At 71.5% G+C, this 14,701-nt stretch carries 15 protein-coding genes; 7 read left to right on the forward strand and 8 right to left on the reverse strand.

Going from position 1 to position 14,701, the window contains the following annotated elements; genetic code table 11:
• Window positions 1–123: 123 nt before the first annotated feature.
• The 7 genes from ACQPZP_RS07905 to ACQPZP_RS07935 form a co-directional block, all read right to left on the reverse strand.
• Window positions 124–816 carry an SAF domain-containing protein gene (locus ACQPZP_RS07905; protein ID WP_433476975.1) on the reverse strand — a complete coding sequence of 231 codons (693 nt, stop codon included), beginning with the start codon at window positions 814–816 and terminating at the stop codon, window positions 124–126.
• Window positions 813–1,640, reverse strand: coding sequence for an S-methyl-5'-thioadenosine phosphorylase (locus ACQPZP_RS07910; protein ID WP_433476976.1), 828 nt, complete (start codon window positions 1,638–1,640; stop codon window positions 813–815). Before ACQPZP_RS07910 ends, ACQPZP_RS07905 begins: the two co-directional genes overlap by 4 nt.
• Before the next feature lie 150 nt (window positions 1,641–1,790).
• Window positions 1,791–3,917 (reverse strand): MMPL family transporter, encoded by a 2,127-nt coding sequence (locus ACQPZP_RS07915; RefSeq protein ID WP_433476977.1) that lies wholly within the window; start codon window positions 3,915–3,917, stop codon window positions 1,791–1,793.
• A 384-nt stretch (window positions 3,918–4,301) separates the two neighbouring features.
• Entirely contained in the window at window positions 4,302–4,667 is a 366-nt protein-coding gene (locus ACQPZP_RS07920; RefSeq protein ID WP_433476978.1) for an FmdB family zinc ribbon protein, read from the reverse strand.
• Between the two features lie 121 nt (window positions 4,668–4,788).
• Window positions 4,789–6,276, reverse strand: a complete 1,488-nt coding sequence (locus ACQPZP_RS07925) for a potassium/proton antiporter (RefSeq protein ID WP_433476979.1) — start codon at window positions 6,274–6,276, stop codon at window positions 4,789–4,791.
• 101 nt (window positions 6,277–6,377) lie between these two features.
• Window positions 6,378–7,367: an NAD(P)-dependent oxidoreductase gene (locus ACQPZP_RS07930; protein ID WP_433476980.1), complete on the reverse strand. Its 990-nt coding sequence runs from the start codon at window positions 7,365–7,367 to the stop codon at window positions 6,378–6,380.
• Between the two features lie 83 nt (window positions 7,368–7,450).
• Complete coding sequence (locus ACQPZP_RS07935) at window positions 7,451–8,032, reverse strand: 5-formyltetrahydrofolate cyclo-ligase (RefSeq protein WP_433467031.1); 582 nt, start codon at window positions 8,030–8,032, stop codon at window positions 7,451–7,453.
• A 33-nt stretch (window positions 8,033–8,065) separates the two neighbouring features.
• Here ACQPZP_RS07935 and galU point away from each other — a divergent pair, with 33 nt between their 5' ends.
• The 4 genes from galU to ACQPZP_RS07955 are packed head-to-tail and all read left to right on the forward strand — an operon-like array spanning window position 8,066 to window position 11,184.
• Window positions 8,066–8,992: a UTP--glucose-1-phosphate uridylyltransferase GalU gene (galU, locus tag ACQPZP_RS07940; protein ID WP_433467032.1), complete on the forward strand. Its 927-nt coding sequence runs from the start codon at window positions 8,066–8,068 to the stop codon at window positions 8,990–8,992.
• A gap of 25 nt (window positions 8,993–9,017) precedes the next feature.
• A complete protein-coding gene (gene glp / locus ACQPZP_RS07945) occupies window positions 9,018–10,226 on the forward strand; it encodes a molybdotransferase-like divisome protein Glp (protein WP_433479566.1) in 1,209 nt (402 codons plus the stop codon).
• A gap of 5 nt (window positions 10,227–10,231) precedes the next feature.
• Window positions 10,232–10,702 carry a cyclic pyranopterin monophosphate synthase MoaC gene (gene moaC, locus ACQPZP_RS07950; RefSeq protein ID WP_433479567.1) on the forward strand — a complete coding sequence of 157 codons (471 nt, stop codon included), beginning with the start codon at window positions 10,232–10,234 and terminating at the stop codon, window positions 10,700–10,702.
• Between the two features lie 8 nt (window positions 10,703–10,710).
• Window positions 10,711–11,184 carry a MogA/MoaB family molybdenum cofactor biosynthesis protein gene (locus tag ACQPZP_RS07955; RefSeq protein WP_433479568.1) on the forward strand — a complete coding sequence of 158 codons (474 nt, stop codon included), beginning with the start codon at window positions 10,711–10,713 and terminating at the stop codon, window positions 11,182–11,184.
• A gap of 18 nt (window positions 11,185–11,202) precedes the next feature.
• Here the strand turns inward: ACQPZP_RS07955 and ACQPZP_RS07960 are convergent, their stop codons facing one another.
• The gene (locus ACQPZP_RS07960; protein WP_433476981.1) at window positions 11,203–11,988 is read right to left on the reverse strand and encodes a DeoR/GlpR family DNA-binding transcription regulator; all 786 of its coding nucleotides are present in this window, start codon (window positions 11,986–11,988) and stop codon (window positions 11,203–11,205) included.
• Between the two features lie 108 nt (window positions 11,989–12,096).
• On the opposite strand from ACQPZP_RS07960, the gene nagA reads away from it, so the two are divergent.
• From nagA to sepX, 3 genes are all read left to right on the forward strand, one after another.
• A complete protein-coding gene (gene nagA, locus ACQPZP_RS07965; protein ID WP_433476982.1) occupies window positions 12,097–13,224 on the forward strand; it encodes an N-acetylglucosamine-6-phosphate deacetylase in 1,128 nt (375 codons plus the stop codon).
• Window positions 13,225–13,308: 84 nt separating this feature from the next.
• Entirely contained in the window at window positions 13,309–13,938 is a 630-nt protein-coding gene (locus ACQPZP_RS07970; RefSeq protein WP_433467035.1) for a GNAT family N-acetyltransferase, read from the forward strand.
• Between the two features lie 215 nt (window positions 13,939–14,153).
• Window positions 14,154–14,681, forward strand: a complete 528-nt coding sequence (gene sepX, locus ACQPZP_RS07975; RefSeq protein ID WP_433476983.1) for a divisome protein SepX/GlpR — start codon at window positions 14,154–14,156, stop codon at window positions 14,679–14,681.
• Window positions 14,682–14,701: the final 20 nt, after the last annotated feature.

Raw genomic sequence — 14,701 nt, forward strand, 5'->3', positions numbered from 1 at the left:
CGGGGGTGCGCCCCTGGCTGAGAGGCACCGGAACGGCTACGGATCGTAATGAAACCCTCTCGGTTCGCCAAGTCGGCGCATGAACGATCTCTGACGTGCGTTCTCGCGCGGGCCGGGGCGACCTCAGTGACCGGTGATCGTCAGCGTCAGCGGCGCGCCGGCCCCCGCGATCGCCACCGCCTGGGTCCGGTCGGTCGCGAGCATGACCAGCGCCCCCTCGCGCCCGCCGTCCTCGTCCGGCGGTGGAACCGCGAGGACCGGCACCTCCGACACCACCATCCGGGCCCCGCCCCACCCCGGCCCGGAGCCCGCTGGACGGCCGGACGAACGCACGTCGGCGCTGTGCGTCGTGAGCGGGCCGGACACGGGGGCGTCGTCGGGTGGGAGCCGGAGCGAGGCGCCGTCGGGAGGGGCCGTCAGCACGTCGATGTGGTCGCCGGGGTGGAGGAGCCGGACGGCGTCCGCGTCGGCGATGCGAACGGGTGTGGCCACCGTCCCGGGCCCGTACCCGCGCAGCAGGCCGTCGCCGACGACGCGGGCATCGGTGAGGGGTTCGCCGCGGCGCATGGGACCGGCGACGACGCGGCCCGCGGCACCCGACCGGAGCGCGCCGGACGGGACGGCGGCCGCCGGTAGTTCCAGGTACCGCAGGTCGGACGGTGCGAGGGCCGTCCCCGCCGGAAGGTCGCGGGCGGCGCCGAGGACGCGGACGGACGGTGGCGGCCCCGGGCGGAGCGCCAGGAGGGCGAGGCCCGCGGCGGCCGCGGCGAACAGCGCCGCCAGCGGCCGCCGCAGGCGGGCTAAGCGGGCGTTCACGGCAGTTCCAGGGGGAGCTTGATGCCGTCCAGGGCGTTCGGGCAGGGGCAGGACCGTTCGGCGGGCAGCGCCTTGACGACGTCCGCGACGAGATCGCGCAGCCGGCCGATGTTCTGGCCGAAGACGCGGAGGACCTCCTCCATCGTGACGCCCTCGCCCTCCTCGATGCCGGCGTCGAGGTCGGTGACGAGGCACAGGGAGGTGTAGCAGAGCGCCAGTTCGCGGGCGAGGACGGCCTCGGGATGGCCGGTCATCCCGATCAGCGTCCAGCCCTGGGAGGCGAACCACTGCGACTCCGCCCGGGTCGAGAAGCGGGGGCCCTCGATGACGACGAGGGTGCCGCGGTCGACCGGGTCCCATCCGGACGTCCGGGCGGACTCCACGGCGGCGCGGCGGCCCGCCGGGCAGTACGGGTCGGAGAACGACACGTGGACGGCCGCGCCCTCGTCGTAGAAGGTCTGCTCGCGCCCGGACGTCCGGTCGGCGAGCTGGTCGGGCACGGCCAGCGTGCCGGGGCCGTAGTCGGGGGTGAGGGAGCCGACCGCGCAGGGGCCGAGCACCTGCCGGACGCCGAGGGACCGCAGCGCCCACATGTTCGCCCGGTACGGGATCCGGTGCGGCGGGAACCGGTGGTCGCGGCCGTGCCGGGGGACGAACGCGACGCGGCGGCCCGCCAGTTCGCCGATCGCGATGGGGTCGCTCGGCGGGCCGTACGGGGTGTCGACCCGCACCTCCTCGAAGTCGTCGAGGAACGAGTAGAACCCGGAGCCGCCGATGACGCCGATCTCGGCGGCGGGCTGGGGGACGGAAGGCTGAGTGGACATGGCGCCGACACTAGCCACCCGGCCCGCCGCCCCGGCAGGCCGTCCGCCGATTGTGGATAACTCCGCGAAGAAGGGGCCCGGCCGAAGCCGGACCCCTTCCTTCCCCGGTCCCGGCCTGAGCCGGGCGCCTTCACATCGCCGGGTACACCGTCAGCCGACGGGGTCGAGGACCTTGGGCGGAGTGGAGGCCGGCTCCTTGGCGAGCCGGCCCGGGGACCAGATCCGCCGGCCGATGTCGTACGACAGGGCGGGCAGCAGCAGCGACCGGACGATCAGGGTGTCGAGCAGCACGCCGAACGCGACCGCGAAGCCCATCTCGACCATGCCCACCAGGGGCAGCGTGACCATGGACGCGAACGTGGCCGCCAGCACCAGGCCGGCCGAGGTGATCACGCCGCCGGTGACGGTGAGGCCGCGCTGGATGCCGCGGCGGGTGCCGAGCGCCTGCGACTCCTCCCGGACGCGGTGCATCAGGAAGATGTTGTAGTCGACCCCCAGCGCGACCAGGAAGATGAACGTCAGCAGCGGGAAGCCGGAGTCGGTGCCCTCGAAGCCGAAGCCGTGCTCGAAGATCAGCGCGCAGGCGCCGAGCGAGGCGAGGAACGACAGCACTACGGTGCCCATCATCAGCAGCGGCGCGACGACGGCGCGCAGCAGCGCGATGAGGATCAGGAACACCACACCCAGCACGATCGGGATGATCAGCTTGTTGTCGCGGGCGGAGGCGCGCTTGATGTCCAGTTGCGTCGCGGTCATGCCGCCGACCTTGGCGTCCGCGGACGGGACCGAGTGCGCCGCGGTCCGCAGCCGGTCGATGGTCGTGCGTGCGGCCTCGCTGTCGGCCGGGTCCTTGAGGGTCGCCTCGTACTTGACCAGTCCGTTCGCCGTGACCGGCGGGCCGACCTCGGCGACGCCGGGCGTCCCGCGGAGGGTCTGCGCGAGCGGGCCGGACGCCGGTGCGGATCCGATGACGACGGCCGGCGAACCCGAACCGGCGGGGTAGTGCCGGGCGACGACCGCGGAACCCTTCACCGAGTCGGGCTTTCCGGTGAACTGTCCCGCGTCCGACAGGCCGTCCGCCTTGAGCGAGCCCAGGCCGAGCGTGAGGACGATCAGTCCGAGCATGGTCACGGCCCAGAGCGCGCGCGGGCGCCTGCCGACCAGACCGGCCACGCGGTTCCACATGCCGTGCTCGGCTTCGTAAGCCTCCGGCTTCAGGTACTTCTCGTCGTACCGGGGGATCAGCGGCCAGAACAGCCAGCGGCCGAAGATGACGAGAAGGGCCGGCAGGAGGGTCGTCATGGCGGCGAGCGCGGTGAGGACGCCGGCGGCGGCCACGGGACCCATGCCCGCGGTGGAGTTCATGTCGGCGAGCAGCAGGCACAGCAGACCGATCGCGACGGTGGCGGCGGACGCGATGATGGCGGGCCCCGCGCGGTGCAGCGCGTACGCCATGGCCTCGTGCCGGTCCTCGTGCCGGTGCAGTTCCTCCCGGTAGCGCGCGACGAGCAGCAGCGCGTAGTCGGTGGCGACGCCGAAGACGAGGACGGTCAGGATTCCGGCGCTCTGGCCGTTGACGGTGAGGTCCGCGTACTTGGCGAGCAGATACACCGTCGATTGGGCGAGCCCTAGGGCGAAGACGGCGCCGAGCACAGGGACGAACCACAGGATCGGGCTGCGGTAGATGAAGAGCAGCAGGACGATGACGACGAGCCCTGCGGCCATGAGCAGGAAGCCGTCGAGGCTCTGGAAGACCTCGAACTGGTCGGCGCCACCGCCGGCGGGGCCGGTGACGTGCGCGGTCAGTCCGGGAGGTCCGCGCTTGGCGAGGTCGCGCGCCTGGTCGACGGCGCCGGTGAGGTCCACGTCCGTCAGGGGCACGAGGGTTTGCAGGGCTTTGCCGTCCTTGGACGGGAACGGCCCCTGTGCCTTCTGGGCGCCGGGCAGCTTCTGCAACCCGGCGACGTCCGAGGCGGCCTTGGCCTTGTCCGCCGGGGTGATGCCGCCGGACCGCTCGTAGACGACGACGGCGAGCATCGTCTCGTCCTTGCGGAACTGCTTCTCCAGGCTCACCACCTGGGTGGACTCCGCGCCGCCGGGCAGCCAGGCGGCCGCGTCGTTCTCCTCGACGTCGCCGAGCTTGCCGGCGAGCGGGCCGAGGGCCAGCAGCAGGACGACCCACAGGGCCAGGACGGCCCACTTGGTCCGCCGTCCGGCGATCAGTCCGGCCAGGCGGTGTGACCGTCCCCTGGGGGGAGCCGGGCTAGGTGCGCTCATGGTTCCTCTCCTGTGTGCACCGGGCGATTCGAGATATGTCGCGTTCGCGTTAGAATCTCTCGACCCGCGAGACATGTCAAGTACTATCGCGATTACGTCCAGCAAGATGTGCTGACGAGCTTCTCGAACTAAGAGTCTCTCTAAAGTAGAGCTATGTCAAGCCGGGGCGGTTCCGGACGACCCGGGCCGTATCTCCCATCTCCTCAATGGTCGCCAGGCCGGCCCGCCTGCGCGTCCGGCATGAGGAGGGAAGTCGGCTACCTCCTTCGAGGCACAGAAAAGCCGCCGGCTACATCGGAAGATGTAGCCGGCGGCGTCAGGGCACAGGAAAAGCCGGGGGATCCATCAGCGGATCCCCCGGTGCGCGTACGAGACCCTAGAAGGTCAGGCGACCTTCTCAGACGAGGAGGACGACTTGCTGGACGACGACGAGTCGCCCCCAGACGAAGACGACGAGGAGTCAGAGGAGGACGAGGACGCCTTGGCGGAGTCGCCTGAGGAGCCGCTGGACTCACCCGAGCCGTTGGACGACCCGTTGGACGAGGCGCCCACGGTCGAGGACGACTTGCCCGAGCCGCGGCTGTCGGTGCGGTAGAAGCCGGACCCCTTGAAGATGATCCCCGCCGCCGAGAAGACCTTGCGGAGCCTGCCGCTGCATGCCGGGCACTCGGTCAGCGCGTCGTCGCTGAACTTCTGCACGACCTCCAGAGGCTCGCCGCACTCGGTGCAAACGTACTGATACGTCGGCACGGTTCCTCCTCGCTGACTCAGTCCGGCGGAGCCCGGACTGGCACTCACTCTGAACGACTGCTAATGGTACCCATGCGTGGAACAGGATTCGCCCCCGGGATGTTCCCCGGCGGGCCGGAGGTCAGCCGCCGGTCTCGCCGAACCACCCTGCCAGCCTGCCCTTCCGGCTGACCGCGCGCAGCCGGCGTTCGGCGGTCTCGCGCACGGCCTCGGTGGTGACCACCAGGAGGGTGTCGCCCGCCTGCAGGGGCGTGGTGGGTTCGGGCACGAAGCTCGCCCCTTCCCGCACGACGAGGGTGATCGACGCGCCGGGCGGCAGCCGCAGCTCGAAGATCTCCACGCCGCTCATCATGGAGTCGGCGGGAATCCGCACCTCCAGCAGGTCGGCGTGCAGTTCCTCCAGCGGCGCCGCCTCGACGTCCAGCTCACGGGTCTGCTCGTCGCTCTTCAGCCGGCACCAGCGCGCGACCAGCGGCAGCGTCGGCCCCTGGAGCAGCGTGAACACGACGACGATGTTGAAGACGATCGCGAACATCCGGTCGGCGCTCGGGACCTCCGCCACCATCGGGATGGTGGCCAGGACGATCGGGACGGCGCCCCGCAGGCCGGCCCAGGACGCGAACATCTTCTCGCCCCACGACATCCCGAACCCGAGCGTGGAAAGCACCACCGACACGGGACGGGCGACGAGGAGCAGCACGAATCCGATGACGAGGGCGGGCACGATCTGGCCGGGAAGGTCTCCGGGATCGGCCAGCAGGCCCAGCATCACGAACAGCCCGATCTGCGCGAGCCATCCGACGCCCTCGGCGAACCCCCTGGTGGCGGGGCGGTGCGGGAGCCGCGAGTTGCCGAGGACGAGCGCGCTCACGTAGACGGCGAGGAACCCGCTGGAGTGCAGCAGCGACGCGGCCCCGTAGGCGCCGATGGACAGCGACAGGACGGCGATGGGGTAGAGGCCGGACGCGGGCAGCGCGATGCGGCGCAGCGCCTGGGCGCCCACCCAGCCGATGGCGAAGCCGATGATCCCGCCGGCGACCAGCTCGTAGATCATCACGCCGAGCAGTTCGGCCAGGTTGGGGGCGGTGCTGTGCGCGCTGAGCGTGACCACGATGATCACGACGGGCGCGTCGTTGAAGCCGGACTCGGCCTCCAGCAGGCCGGACAGCCGGGACGGCAGCGGCAGCCGGCGCAGCACCGAGAACACGGCCGCGGCGTCGGTCGGGGCGAGCACCGCGGCGAGCAGGAAGGCGGGCCGCCAGTCCATGCCGACGAGCCACATGGCGGCGAACGCGACGACGAGGATGCTGATCAGGGTGCCGACGGTGGACACGCTGAGCGCGGCCGGCACCGAGGGCCGCACGTGCCGCCAGCTGGTGGTGACACCGCCCTCGGCGAGGATCAGGACGAGGGCGGCCAGGCCGAGCGTCTCGGCGAGTTCCGCGTTGTCGAAATAGATGTGGAGGGGGCCGGACTCGCCGATGAAGAGGCCGAGGCCCATGTAGGCCAGCAGGGTCGGGAGACCCGCCTTGTGCGACAGCCTGACGGCGACGATAGCGCTGAGTACAAGCGTGGCCCCGAGGAGTAGCCAGATGTCGAGGTGCAACATCCCACCCTTCGAGGTCGTCAAAGTTGATCGTTTAGCAATCCTACAGATTCACGAGCCGATCGCATATTTACGGTTGAGGGATGGCGTGTCCGGGATCTCCGCTATCGCCGTGTGACCTGCGGATTTACCCCGTTGACGATGTTCTGCACGTCACGTCCCTGGACGGCCGCGATGACGTTCTCCTGCACCATCGCGACCAGGTTGAACTGTGACTGGACGGACGCCCCCGCCGCATGCGGCGACAGCAGGACGTGCTCATGGGAACGCAGTGGATGCCCGTCGGGAAGCGGTTCCTTGTCGAACACGTCCAGGGCGGCACCCGCCAGCCGACCCGAATCCAGAGCGGCGATGACCGCGTCGTCAGGCGCGATGCCCCCGCGCGCCACGTTCACCAGCAGCGCCTTGTCCGGCAGCAGGGCGAGACGTTCCGGCCCTATCAGCCCCCTGGTCTCGTCGGTCAGCGGCAAGGCGAGGACAAGGATGTCCGACGTCGAGACGAGGTCGTCCAGTTCGCGATACGTGACCGTCGCGTCCGGACGTTTCCGCCTTGACCAGTACGACACCGTGCAGCCCAGCGCCGCGAACAGCCGCGCGGCCTCGGCACCGATCGCGCCGAACCCGACGATGCCGACGCGCTGGGAATGGATCTCGCGCGGATGCCGTCCCGCCATCTCCATCTGCGGCCACCCGCCCGCCCGGACGGCACGGTCGCCCCAGACGAGGTTGCGGCACAGCGCGAACGCCGCGCCGACCGCCCATTCGGCGACCCCGCGCGCGTTGAAGCCCGCCGCGTTCGCCACCGGCACGTTCGCCTCCGTCAGTGCGGCTACGTCGATGCTGTCCGTCCCGACAGAGGGCATCTGCACGAACGACACGCGCGGCGCCGCGGCCACGGCCTCGGCGTCCAGCGCCAGCCGTCCGGTGAAGTCGCCGATCACGATGTCGGCGCCGGGAAGCGCGGCGAGCAGGCCGGCCCGATCCCTGGTCCGCGGGAACGCGACCTCCGCGGCGTCGCCGAGCGGCGCGAACAACCCCCGGACGATCTCTTCTCCGATCGGGGGCAGGGAAAGGATCCGCCACGGCGCCGTCATCTCGAACCTCCTGTCAGGCCGTCTCCGACCGCGTCCCCCGTCCGCGATCTTGGCCCTCTCACTCTACGAGCCCGGCGGCCGGGTCAGCCGAGGCGGACCAGCCCCTGCGACGGCGTCACCACGGCCCGGACGCGCTGGTCGTGCGGCTCCGCGGGCAGGCTCGCCACCAGCTCGGCGTCGTACAGCGGCGCCACGGTCAGGATCGCCGGGCCGACCCGCGCGAGCGCCCGGTCGTAGGAGCCGCCGCCGCGCCCGAGGCGTATGCCCGTCCGGTCGACCGCCACGGCGGGCACCACGACGACGTCCGCGCTGCCCACGGCGTTCACGCCGCGCGGGGGCTCGGACGGCTCCAGGCACCCGCGGGCGCCCGGGACGAGCGAGTCCGGCCCCTCGTAGGACGCCCAGTCGAGATCGCCGTCCGGGAGCAGCCGGGGGAGCAGCACGTACGTCCCGCGCTTCCACAGCGCGAACAGCAGGCTGCGCGTGTCCGGTTCGTTGCCGATCGAGACGTACGCCGCGACGGTCCCGGCCATCTCGACCTCCGGGACGGACAGCAGCGCGTCCCGGATCGGGCGCGCCGCCTCCGCACGGGCCTCGGGCGGCATCGCCGCACGTCGTCCGAGCACCGCGGCCCGGAGATCGGTCTTCGAAACGATGTCCTGCACGCTGTTGTCCTCGCGGGTGACTAGGGTCAGTACATGGCCGACATTGCACCTGTGCTCAAGGCGGTCGTCCCGGCGGCCGGCCTCGGTACACGATTCTTGCCCGCAACCAAGGCGACTCCAAAAGAAATGCTGCCCATCGTCGACAAACCGGCGATCCAGTACGTCGTGGAGGAGGCGGTCGACGCCGGGCTCACCGACGTGCTCATGGTCACCGGGCGCAGCAAACGTTCCATCGAGGACCACTTCGACCGGGCCTACGAGCTGGAGGAGGCGCTGCGCGCGAAGGGCGACGACGAGCGGCTCGACGCCGTGCACGAGTCCAGCGACCTGGCGATCATGCATTACGTCCGGCAGGGCGAACCGAAGGGGCTCGGGCACGCGGTGCACTGCGCCCGCCAGCACGTCGGCCATGAGCCGTTCGCGGTGCTGCTCGGCGACGACATGATCGACGACCGCGACAAGCTGCTGCGGCGCATGATCGAGGTGCGGAACCAGCACGGCGGCAGCGTCATCGCGCTGATGGAGGTCGAGCCCGACCAGGTGTCGGCGTACGGCTGCGCGGCGATCGAGGCGACCGGCGAGGACGACGTCGTGCGCGTCTCCGACCTCGTCGAGAAGCCCGCCGCCGAGGAGGCGCCGAGCAACTGGATCATCATCGGCCGGTACGTCTGCGACCCCGCGGTGTTCGACGTCCTGGAGAAGACCCCGCCGGGCCGGGGCGGCGAGATCCAGCTGACCGACGCGCTGCGCACCCTCGCCGACATGCCCGCCGACCAGGGCGGGGGCGTCTACGGGGTGAAGTTCCGGGGCCGCCGCTACGACACCGGCAACAAGCTGGAGTACCTGCGGACGGTGGTCCAGTTCGCCGCGGAACGTCCTGATCTGGCGCCGGAGTTCATCCCGTGGCTGCGCGAGTTCGTCCGCAGGCAGGACGGCGTGGGTGACGCCGCCGGCTCGTGACGGGCGCCAGACTGGGGCCGTGGGCATGAGAACGGTCGACGAGCATCTGACGGAGATCCTCGGCAGCGTCGCGGTGCTGCCGCCGCTCGAACTGGCGCTGCTGGAGGCGCAGGGCACGGTGCTCGCGGAGCCCGTGTCCGCGCCGGCGCCGCTGCCGCCGTTCGACAACTCCGCGATGGACGGCTACGCCGTCGTCGCGGCCGACATCGCGGCGGCCACCGAGACCGGGCCGGTCACGCTGCCGGTCGTCGGCGACATCGTCGCGGGCGACCCCGGCGTGTCGGCGATCCGGCCGGGCCTGACCGCCCGGATCATGACCGGCGCGCCGCTGCCGGCCGGCGCCGACGCGGTCATCCCGGTCGAGTGGACGGACGGCGGCAACGCCACCGTGCGGGTCTCTCGCGCCGCCCCGCCCGGCAACTACATCCGCCGGGCGGGGGAGGACGTCCTCGCCGGGCAGGTCGTCGCCGACGCCGGCACGCGGCTCGGCGCCGCCCAGATCGGCATGCTCGCGGCGGTGGGACGATCCCGGGTGACGGTGCGTCCGAAGCCGCGCATCGTCGTCGTTTCCACAGGCGACGAGTTGCGCGAACCCGGCACGCCACTGGCGCCCGGACAGATCTGGGAGTCGAACAGCTTCATGCTCACCGCCGCTGTGGTCGAGGCAGGCGGAGTGGGATATCGGCAGGCCACGGTGGAGGACGAGCCCGCCAAGATCTTGGAAATGCTTCATGACCAGCTTGTTCGGGCCGACGCCATCGTCACAACCGGCGGCGTTTCCATGGGCATGAGGGACGTCGTCAAGGAAGTGCTCGCCGGCACCGGGACGGTGGGCTTCCACAAGGTGGCCATGCGTCCGGGTAAGCCCCAAGGGTTCGGTCTCCTCGAAGGCACGCCGATCTTCACGCTCCCTGGGAACCCGGTGAGCGCGTATGTGTCGTTCCAGGTGTTCGTCCGACCCGCGCTCATGGCGATGCAGGGATTGGCTCCCGAACCCCTCCCGACCGTGAGCGCCGTACTCGCCGAAGACCTCACGTCGCCTGCTGGGCTCCGCCATTTCCTGCGCGGCAGGCTGTCGTCCGACCGGGGCTCCTACAGCGTTACGGCGGCCGAGGTGCAGGGCTCGCACCAGCTCGGCTCGCTCTCCTCGGCGAACGCGCTGATCGAGCTTCCGGAGGACGTCGAAGCCATGCGGGCCGGTTCCCGCGTCGAGGTCATGAGGTTGCCGTCATGAGTGCCATGGGGTCGGAGTTCACCCATCTGGACGACAAGGGATCGGCCCGCATGGTCGACGTGTCGTCGAAGGACGTCTCGTCCCGGACGGCGACGGCCACGGGATTCGTCCGCCTGTCGGCCGCGTGCGTCGAAATGCTGCGCGCCGGTGACATCCCCAAGGGCGACGCCCTGTCCGTCGCCCGCATCGCCGGGATCATGGGGGCCAAGCGCGTCCCCGACCTCGTCCCGCTGTGCCACCCGATCGCGCTGCACGGCGTCACCGTCGACCTCGACATCCGGGACGAGGGCGTCGCGATCACGGCCGTGACCCGCACCGCCGACCGGACCGGCGTGGAGATGGAGGCGCTCACCTCCGTCAGCGTCGCCGCGCTCGCGCTGGTCGACATGGTGAAGGCGATCGATCCCGCCGCCGTGATCACCGATGTCCGGGTCGAGGAGAAGACCGGCGGCAAGACCGGGGCGTGGCGCCGGTGATCAGGGCGATGGCGGTCACGGTGTCGAACCGGGCCGCGGCCGGCGTCTACGAGGACAGGTCGGGGCCCGTGCTCGTCGAGATGCTGGAGGACCTCGACTGCCAGGTCGACGGCCCCGTCGTCGTCCCCGACGGCGAGCCGGTCGCCGAGGTCCTGCGGGACGCGGTCGCGGAGGGCTACGACGTCGTCGTCACGTCCGGCGGAACCGGCCTCACCCCGACCGACGAGACCCCGGAGATGACCCGACGGGTCATCGAATGGGAGATACCGGGCATCGCCGAGGCGATCCGGCTGGAAGGACGCGAGAAGGTCCCGGCCGCGATCCTGTCGCGCGGCCTGGCCGGCGTCGCGGACCGCACCCTCATCGTCAACCTGCCGGGCTCCACCGGCGGCGTCCGCGACGGCATGACCGTCCTCGGCCGCGTCCTGACCCACGCCGTGGACCAGATCAGGGGCGGCGACCACCCGCGTCCGCCCTCCTGAGCGGCCTCGCGGAACCGGTCATGCCCGGATGACGCGGACGCCGGCCTCGGTGAAAGCGGTCAGTTCGTCCTCGGGCACGGTGCCGTCCGTCACCAGGACGTCGATCTCATCGATGCCGCAGATCCGCGCGAACGCGCGGTGCCCGATCTTCGAACCGTCCGCCACCACGACCACCTGGTCGGCGCGCTCGGACATCAGCCGGTTCACGTCCGCCTCGCCCTCGTTGTGGCAGGTTGCGCCGTGCCGGGCGTCCACCCCGTTCACCCCGATGATCGCGACGTCCAGCGTGACATGGTCGAAGATGCCGGTGGCGAGCGGCCCGGTCAGCTCGTAGGACTGCGGCCGCGGCACCCCGCCGGTCAGGACGATCTTCACATGCGGCCGGACGGCCAGCTCGTTGCCGATGTTCAGCGCGTTCGTCACGATCGTGAGCGCCGGAGCCGACCCCTCGGCGTGCAGGTCGGCGCGGGTGGCGAGCACCCGGGCGACCTCGGACGTCGTCGTCCCGCCGTTCAGCCCGATGATCGACCCCGGCCTGGCCAGCTCGGCGGTCGCCGCCGCTATCCGCTGCTTCTCGGACGCGTGCCGGGCCGCCTTGTACCGCAGCGGCAGGTCGTAGCTGACGCTCTGCGCGACGGCGCCGCCGCGGGTGCGGGTCAGCATCTGCTGCTGCGCGAGCTGGTCGAAGTCGCGGCGGATCGTCGCGGCCGACACCGCCATCCGCTGGGACGCCTCCTCGACGGTCAGCCGTCCGGCGTCCGCGAGCATTTCGAGCAGCGCGTTCCAGCGCTCGTGCCGGATCACACCGGCCCCCTTTCGGACGTCCGTCCGGGCGGTGGTCGCTGGACTTACCTGCGCGTTCCCGCCGTGGAACAATCAGCATCGATCATAGGCGCGCATCGAGGGGATTCCATGCCAAAGCCGGTCGACGCCGTCTCTCTGGTCAACGCGCGGATCGTCCTGCCGGACGGCGTCCGGCACGGCGCCCTCCACATCGCCGGCGGTGTGATCACGGCGTCGGCGGCCGGTTCCGCAGACGTGATCGATCTCGACGGACTTTACGTCGTTCCCGGCTTCGTGGACATGCACGTTCACGGTGGAGCAGGCGCGTCCTACCAGCTCGGACACCCGGACGAGACGCGGCGGGCCGCGGCGTTCCACCTCGCGCAGGGGACGACGACCACGATGGCGAGCCTCGTCACCGGAGCCCCCGGCGAACTGGCCGACGCCGTCGCGGGCCTGGCGGACCTCGCCGCGGACTGCGTGATCGCGGGCATCCACCTCGAAGGCCCCCACCTGGCCCGCGACCGCTGCGGCGCGCACGACCCGGCGCTGCTGCGGGCCCCCGACCTCGGCGAGTTCCGCCGGCTCGTCCGGCTCGGGCGCGGGCACGTCCGCATGATCACCCTCGCGCCCGAACTGCCGGGCGCCCTCGACCTCGTCCAGGAGGCGGTCGCCTCGGACGTTATCGCCGCCGTCGGCCACACCGACGGCACCGGCGAGACGGCGCGCGCGGCGTTCGACGCGGGCGCGCGGGTGGCGACGCACCTGTTCAACGCGATGCGGCCGCTGCACCACCGCGAGGGCGGGCCGGTCGCCGCCGCGCTGAACGACCCCCGGGTCACCGTCGAGCTGATCAACGACGGCGTCCACGTCGAGCCCGCCGTGGTCCGCCTGGCGTTCGCGGCCTCGCCCCGGGTCGCGCTGATCACCGACGCGATGGCCGCGGCCGGGATGGGCGACGGCGACTACCGCCTCGGCGTCATGGACGTCCAGGTCCGCGACGGCCGCGCCACCCTCGCCGGAGGGACGTCCATCGCCGGCAGCACGATCACGATGGCGGACGCCTTCCGCCGCGCCGTGGCCGACATCGGCCTGCCCGTGGAGCGGGCCGCCGAGGCCGCGTCCCTCACACCGGCACGCGCGCTGGGCATCGATTCCCGCGTCGGCTCACTGGAGCCGGGCAAGGACGCCGACCTGGTCGTCCTGGACGCCGATCTCCGCGTCGCCTGGGTGATGAAACAGGGCCGCCGCGTGTGACTCCCGTGACCGAACATCCCGCGTGCCCGATTTCTCGGTGCCAATTGATGGCGTCCTGACGTCCGGCCAGGGAATCATGGAAGCGTGGAACGTTTGCGGGGATGGCCGGTCACCCTGACCGAAGGCCCTGTCGGGCTGCGCCCGCTGCGGCATCGCGACGCCGCCGTCTGGCGTGAACTGCGGGTCCGCAACGCCGACTGGCTCCGCCCCTGGGAGCCCACGAACCCCGAGACGCCGCTGTTCCGCAGCGGGCTCGGACCGTACCTCAGCATGGTCCACACCATGCGCCGCGAGGCCCGCCAGGGTCTCGCGCTGCCCTGGGTCGTCACCCACGAGGACGAATTCGCCGGTCAGCTCACCATCGGCGCCATCGTCTGGGGTTCGGCCAGGTCCGCCCAGATCGGCTACTGGGTCGACAAGCGCGTCGCCGGACGCGGGGTCATTCCCACCGCCGTGGCCCTGGCCGTCGACCACTGTTTCTTCACCGTCGGCCTGCACCGCCTCGAAGCGAATATCCGTCCGGAGAACACCGCGAGCCGCCGCGTCGTCGAAAAACTCGGATTCCGCGAAGAGGGAATTCGGCGCCGCCATCTGCACATCGACGGCGCATGGCGCGACCACATCTGTTACGCCCTCACCGTCGAGGACGTGCCCGGTGGCCTGCGCGCCCGCTGGCTGGCCGGCCGGAAACAGGCATTTCCCCGGCACACCTGAGCCGGCCATGACTTTCCCGTCGTAAGAATCCTGCGATCGAGAAGGCCCGGCAAACGGAGAGTAACGGCGGGAACGATCTCGCGACACACCGCCCCTTATACTCGTCAACCTCTGACACCCCCTCGTACCGTGCGGGGCGTGACCCTGCTCCCATTGCACGTTCGCGCGCCGAAAGTCGGCCCGCCACTTGAGCGTGCCCGGGAACGGTGGGGCCGATGAGCAGCGCCGTCCTGTACTTCGCCATCGTCGCCGTCTGGGCCATCGTCCTCGTGCCCATGTGGCTGCGCCGCGACACCGAGGCGACCGGAATCTCCCGCCTCCTCCACAAGCGTCCCGAGGAGACCGAGGACGATGAGGAGGAGCCGCTCACCGAGGAGATCCCCGAGCCCCGCCGCCCGGTGGGCCGGGCCACCGTCATCGCCCGGCGCCGCCGCCGCACGACCGGCCTCACCGCGCTGGTCCTCACCGCCGTCGCCGTCGCCGCGTCCGGCCTCGCGCCCTGGTGGATCACCGCGCCCCCGGTCCTGCTGCTGGCCGGCCACCTGGCGCTGCTCCGCGTCGCCGTCGGCATGGACGCCGCCCGCCGCCGCGCCGCCGTCCAAGCCCGCGCGGCGGCCCGCGCCCGCGCCCTGGAGGCCCGCCGCGCCGCCGAAGCCGCCGAGCCCGCCGAGGTCATCGAGCTGGTCACCCCCGAAGAGGTCTTCGACCAGTACGCCGACGACCGCCGCGCCGTCGGCGAGTAACCGATGCGCGAACACCCCAC

Source organism: Spirillospora sp. CA-142024, from assembly GCF_050942325.1.
Classification (GTDB): domain Bacteria; phylum Actinomycetota; class Actinomycetes; order Streptosporangiales; family Streptosporangiaceae; genus Spirillospora.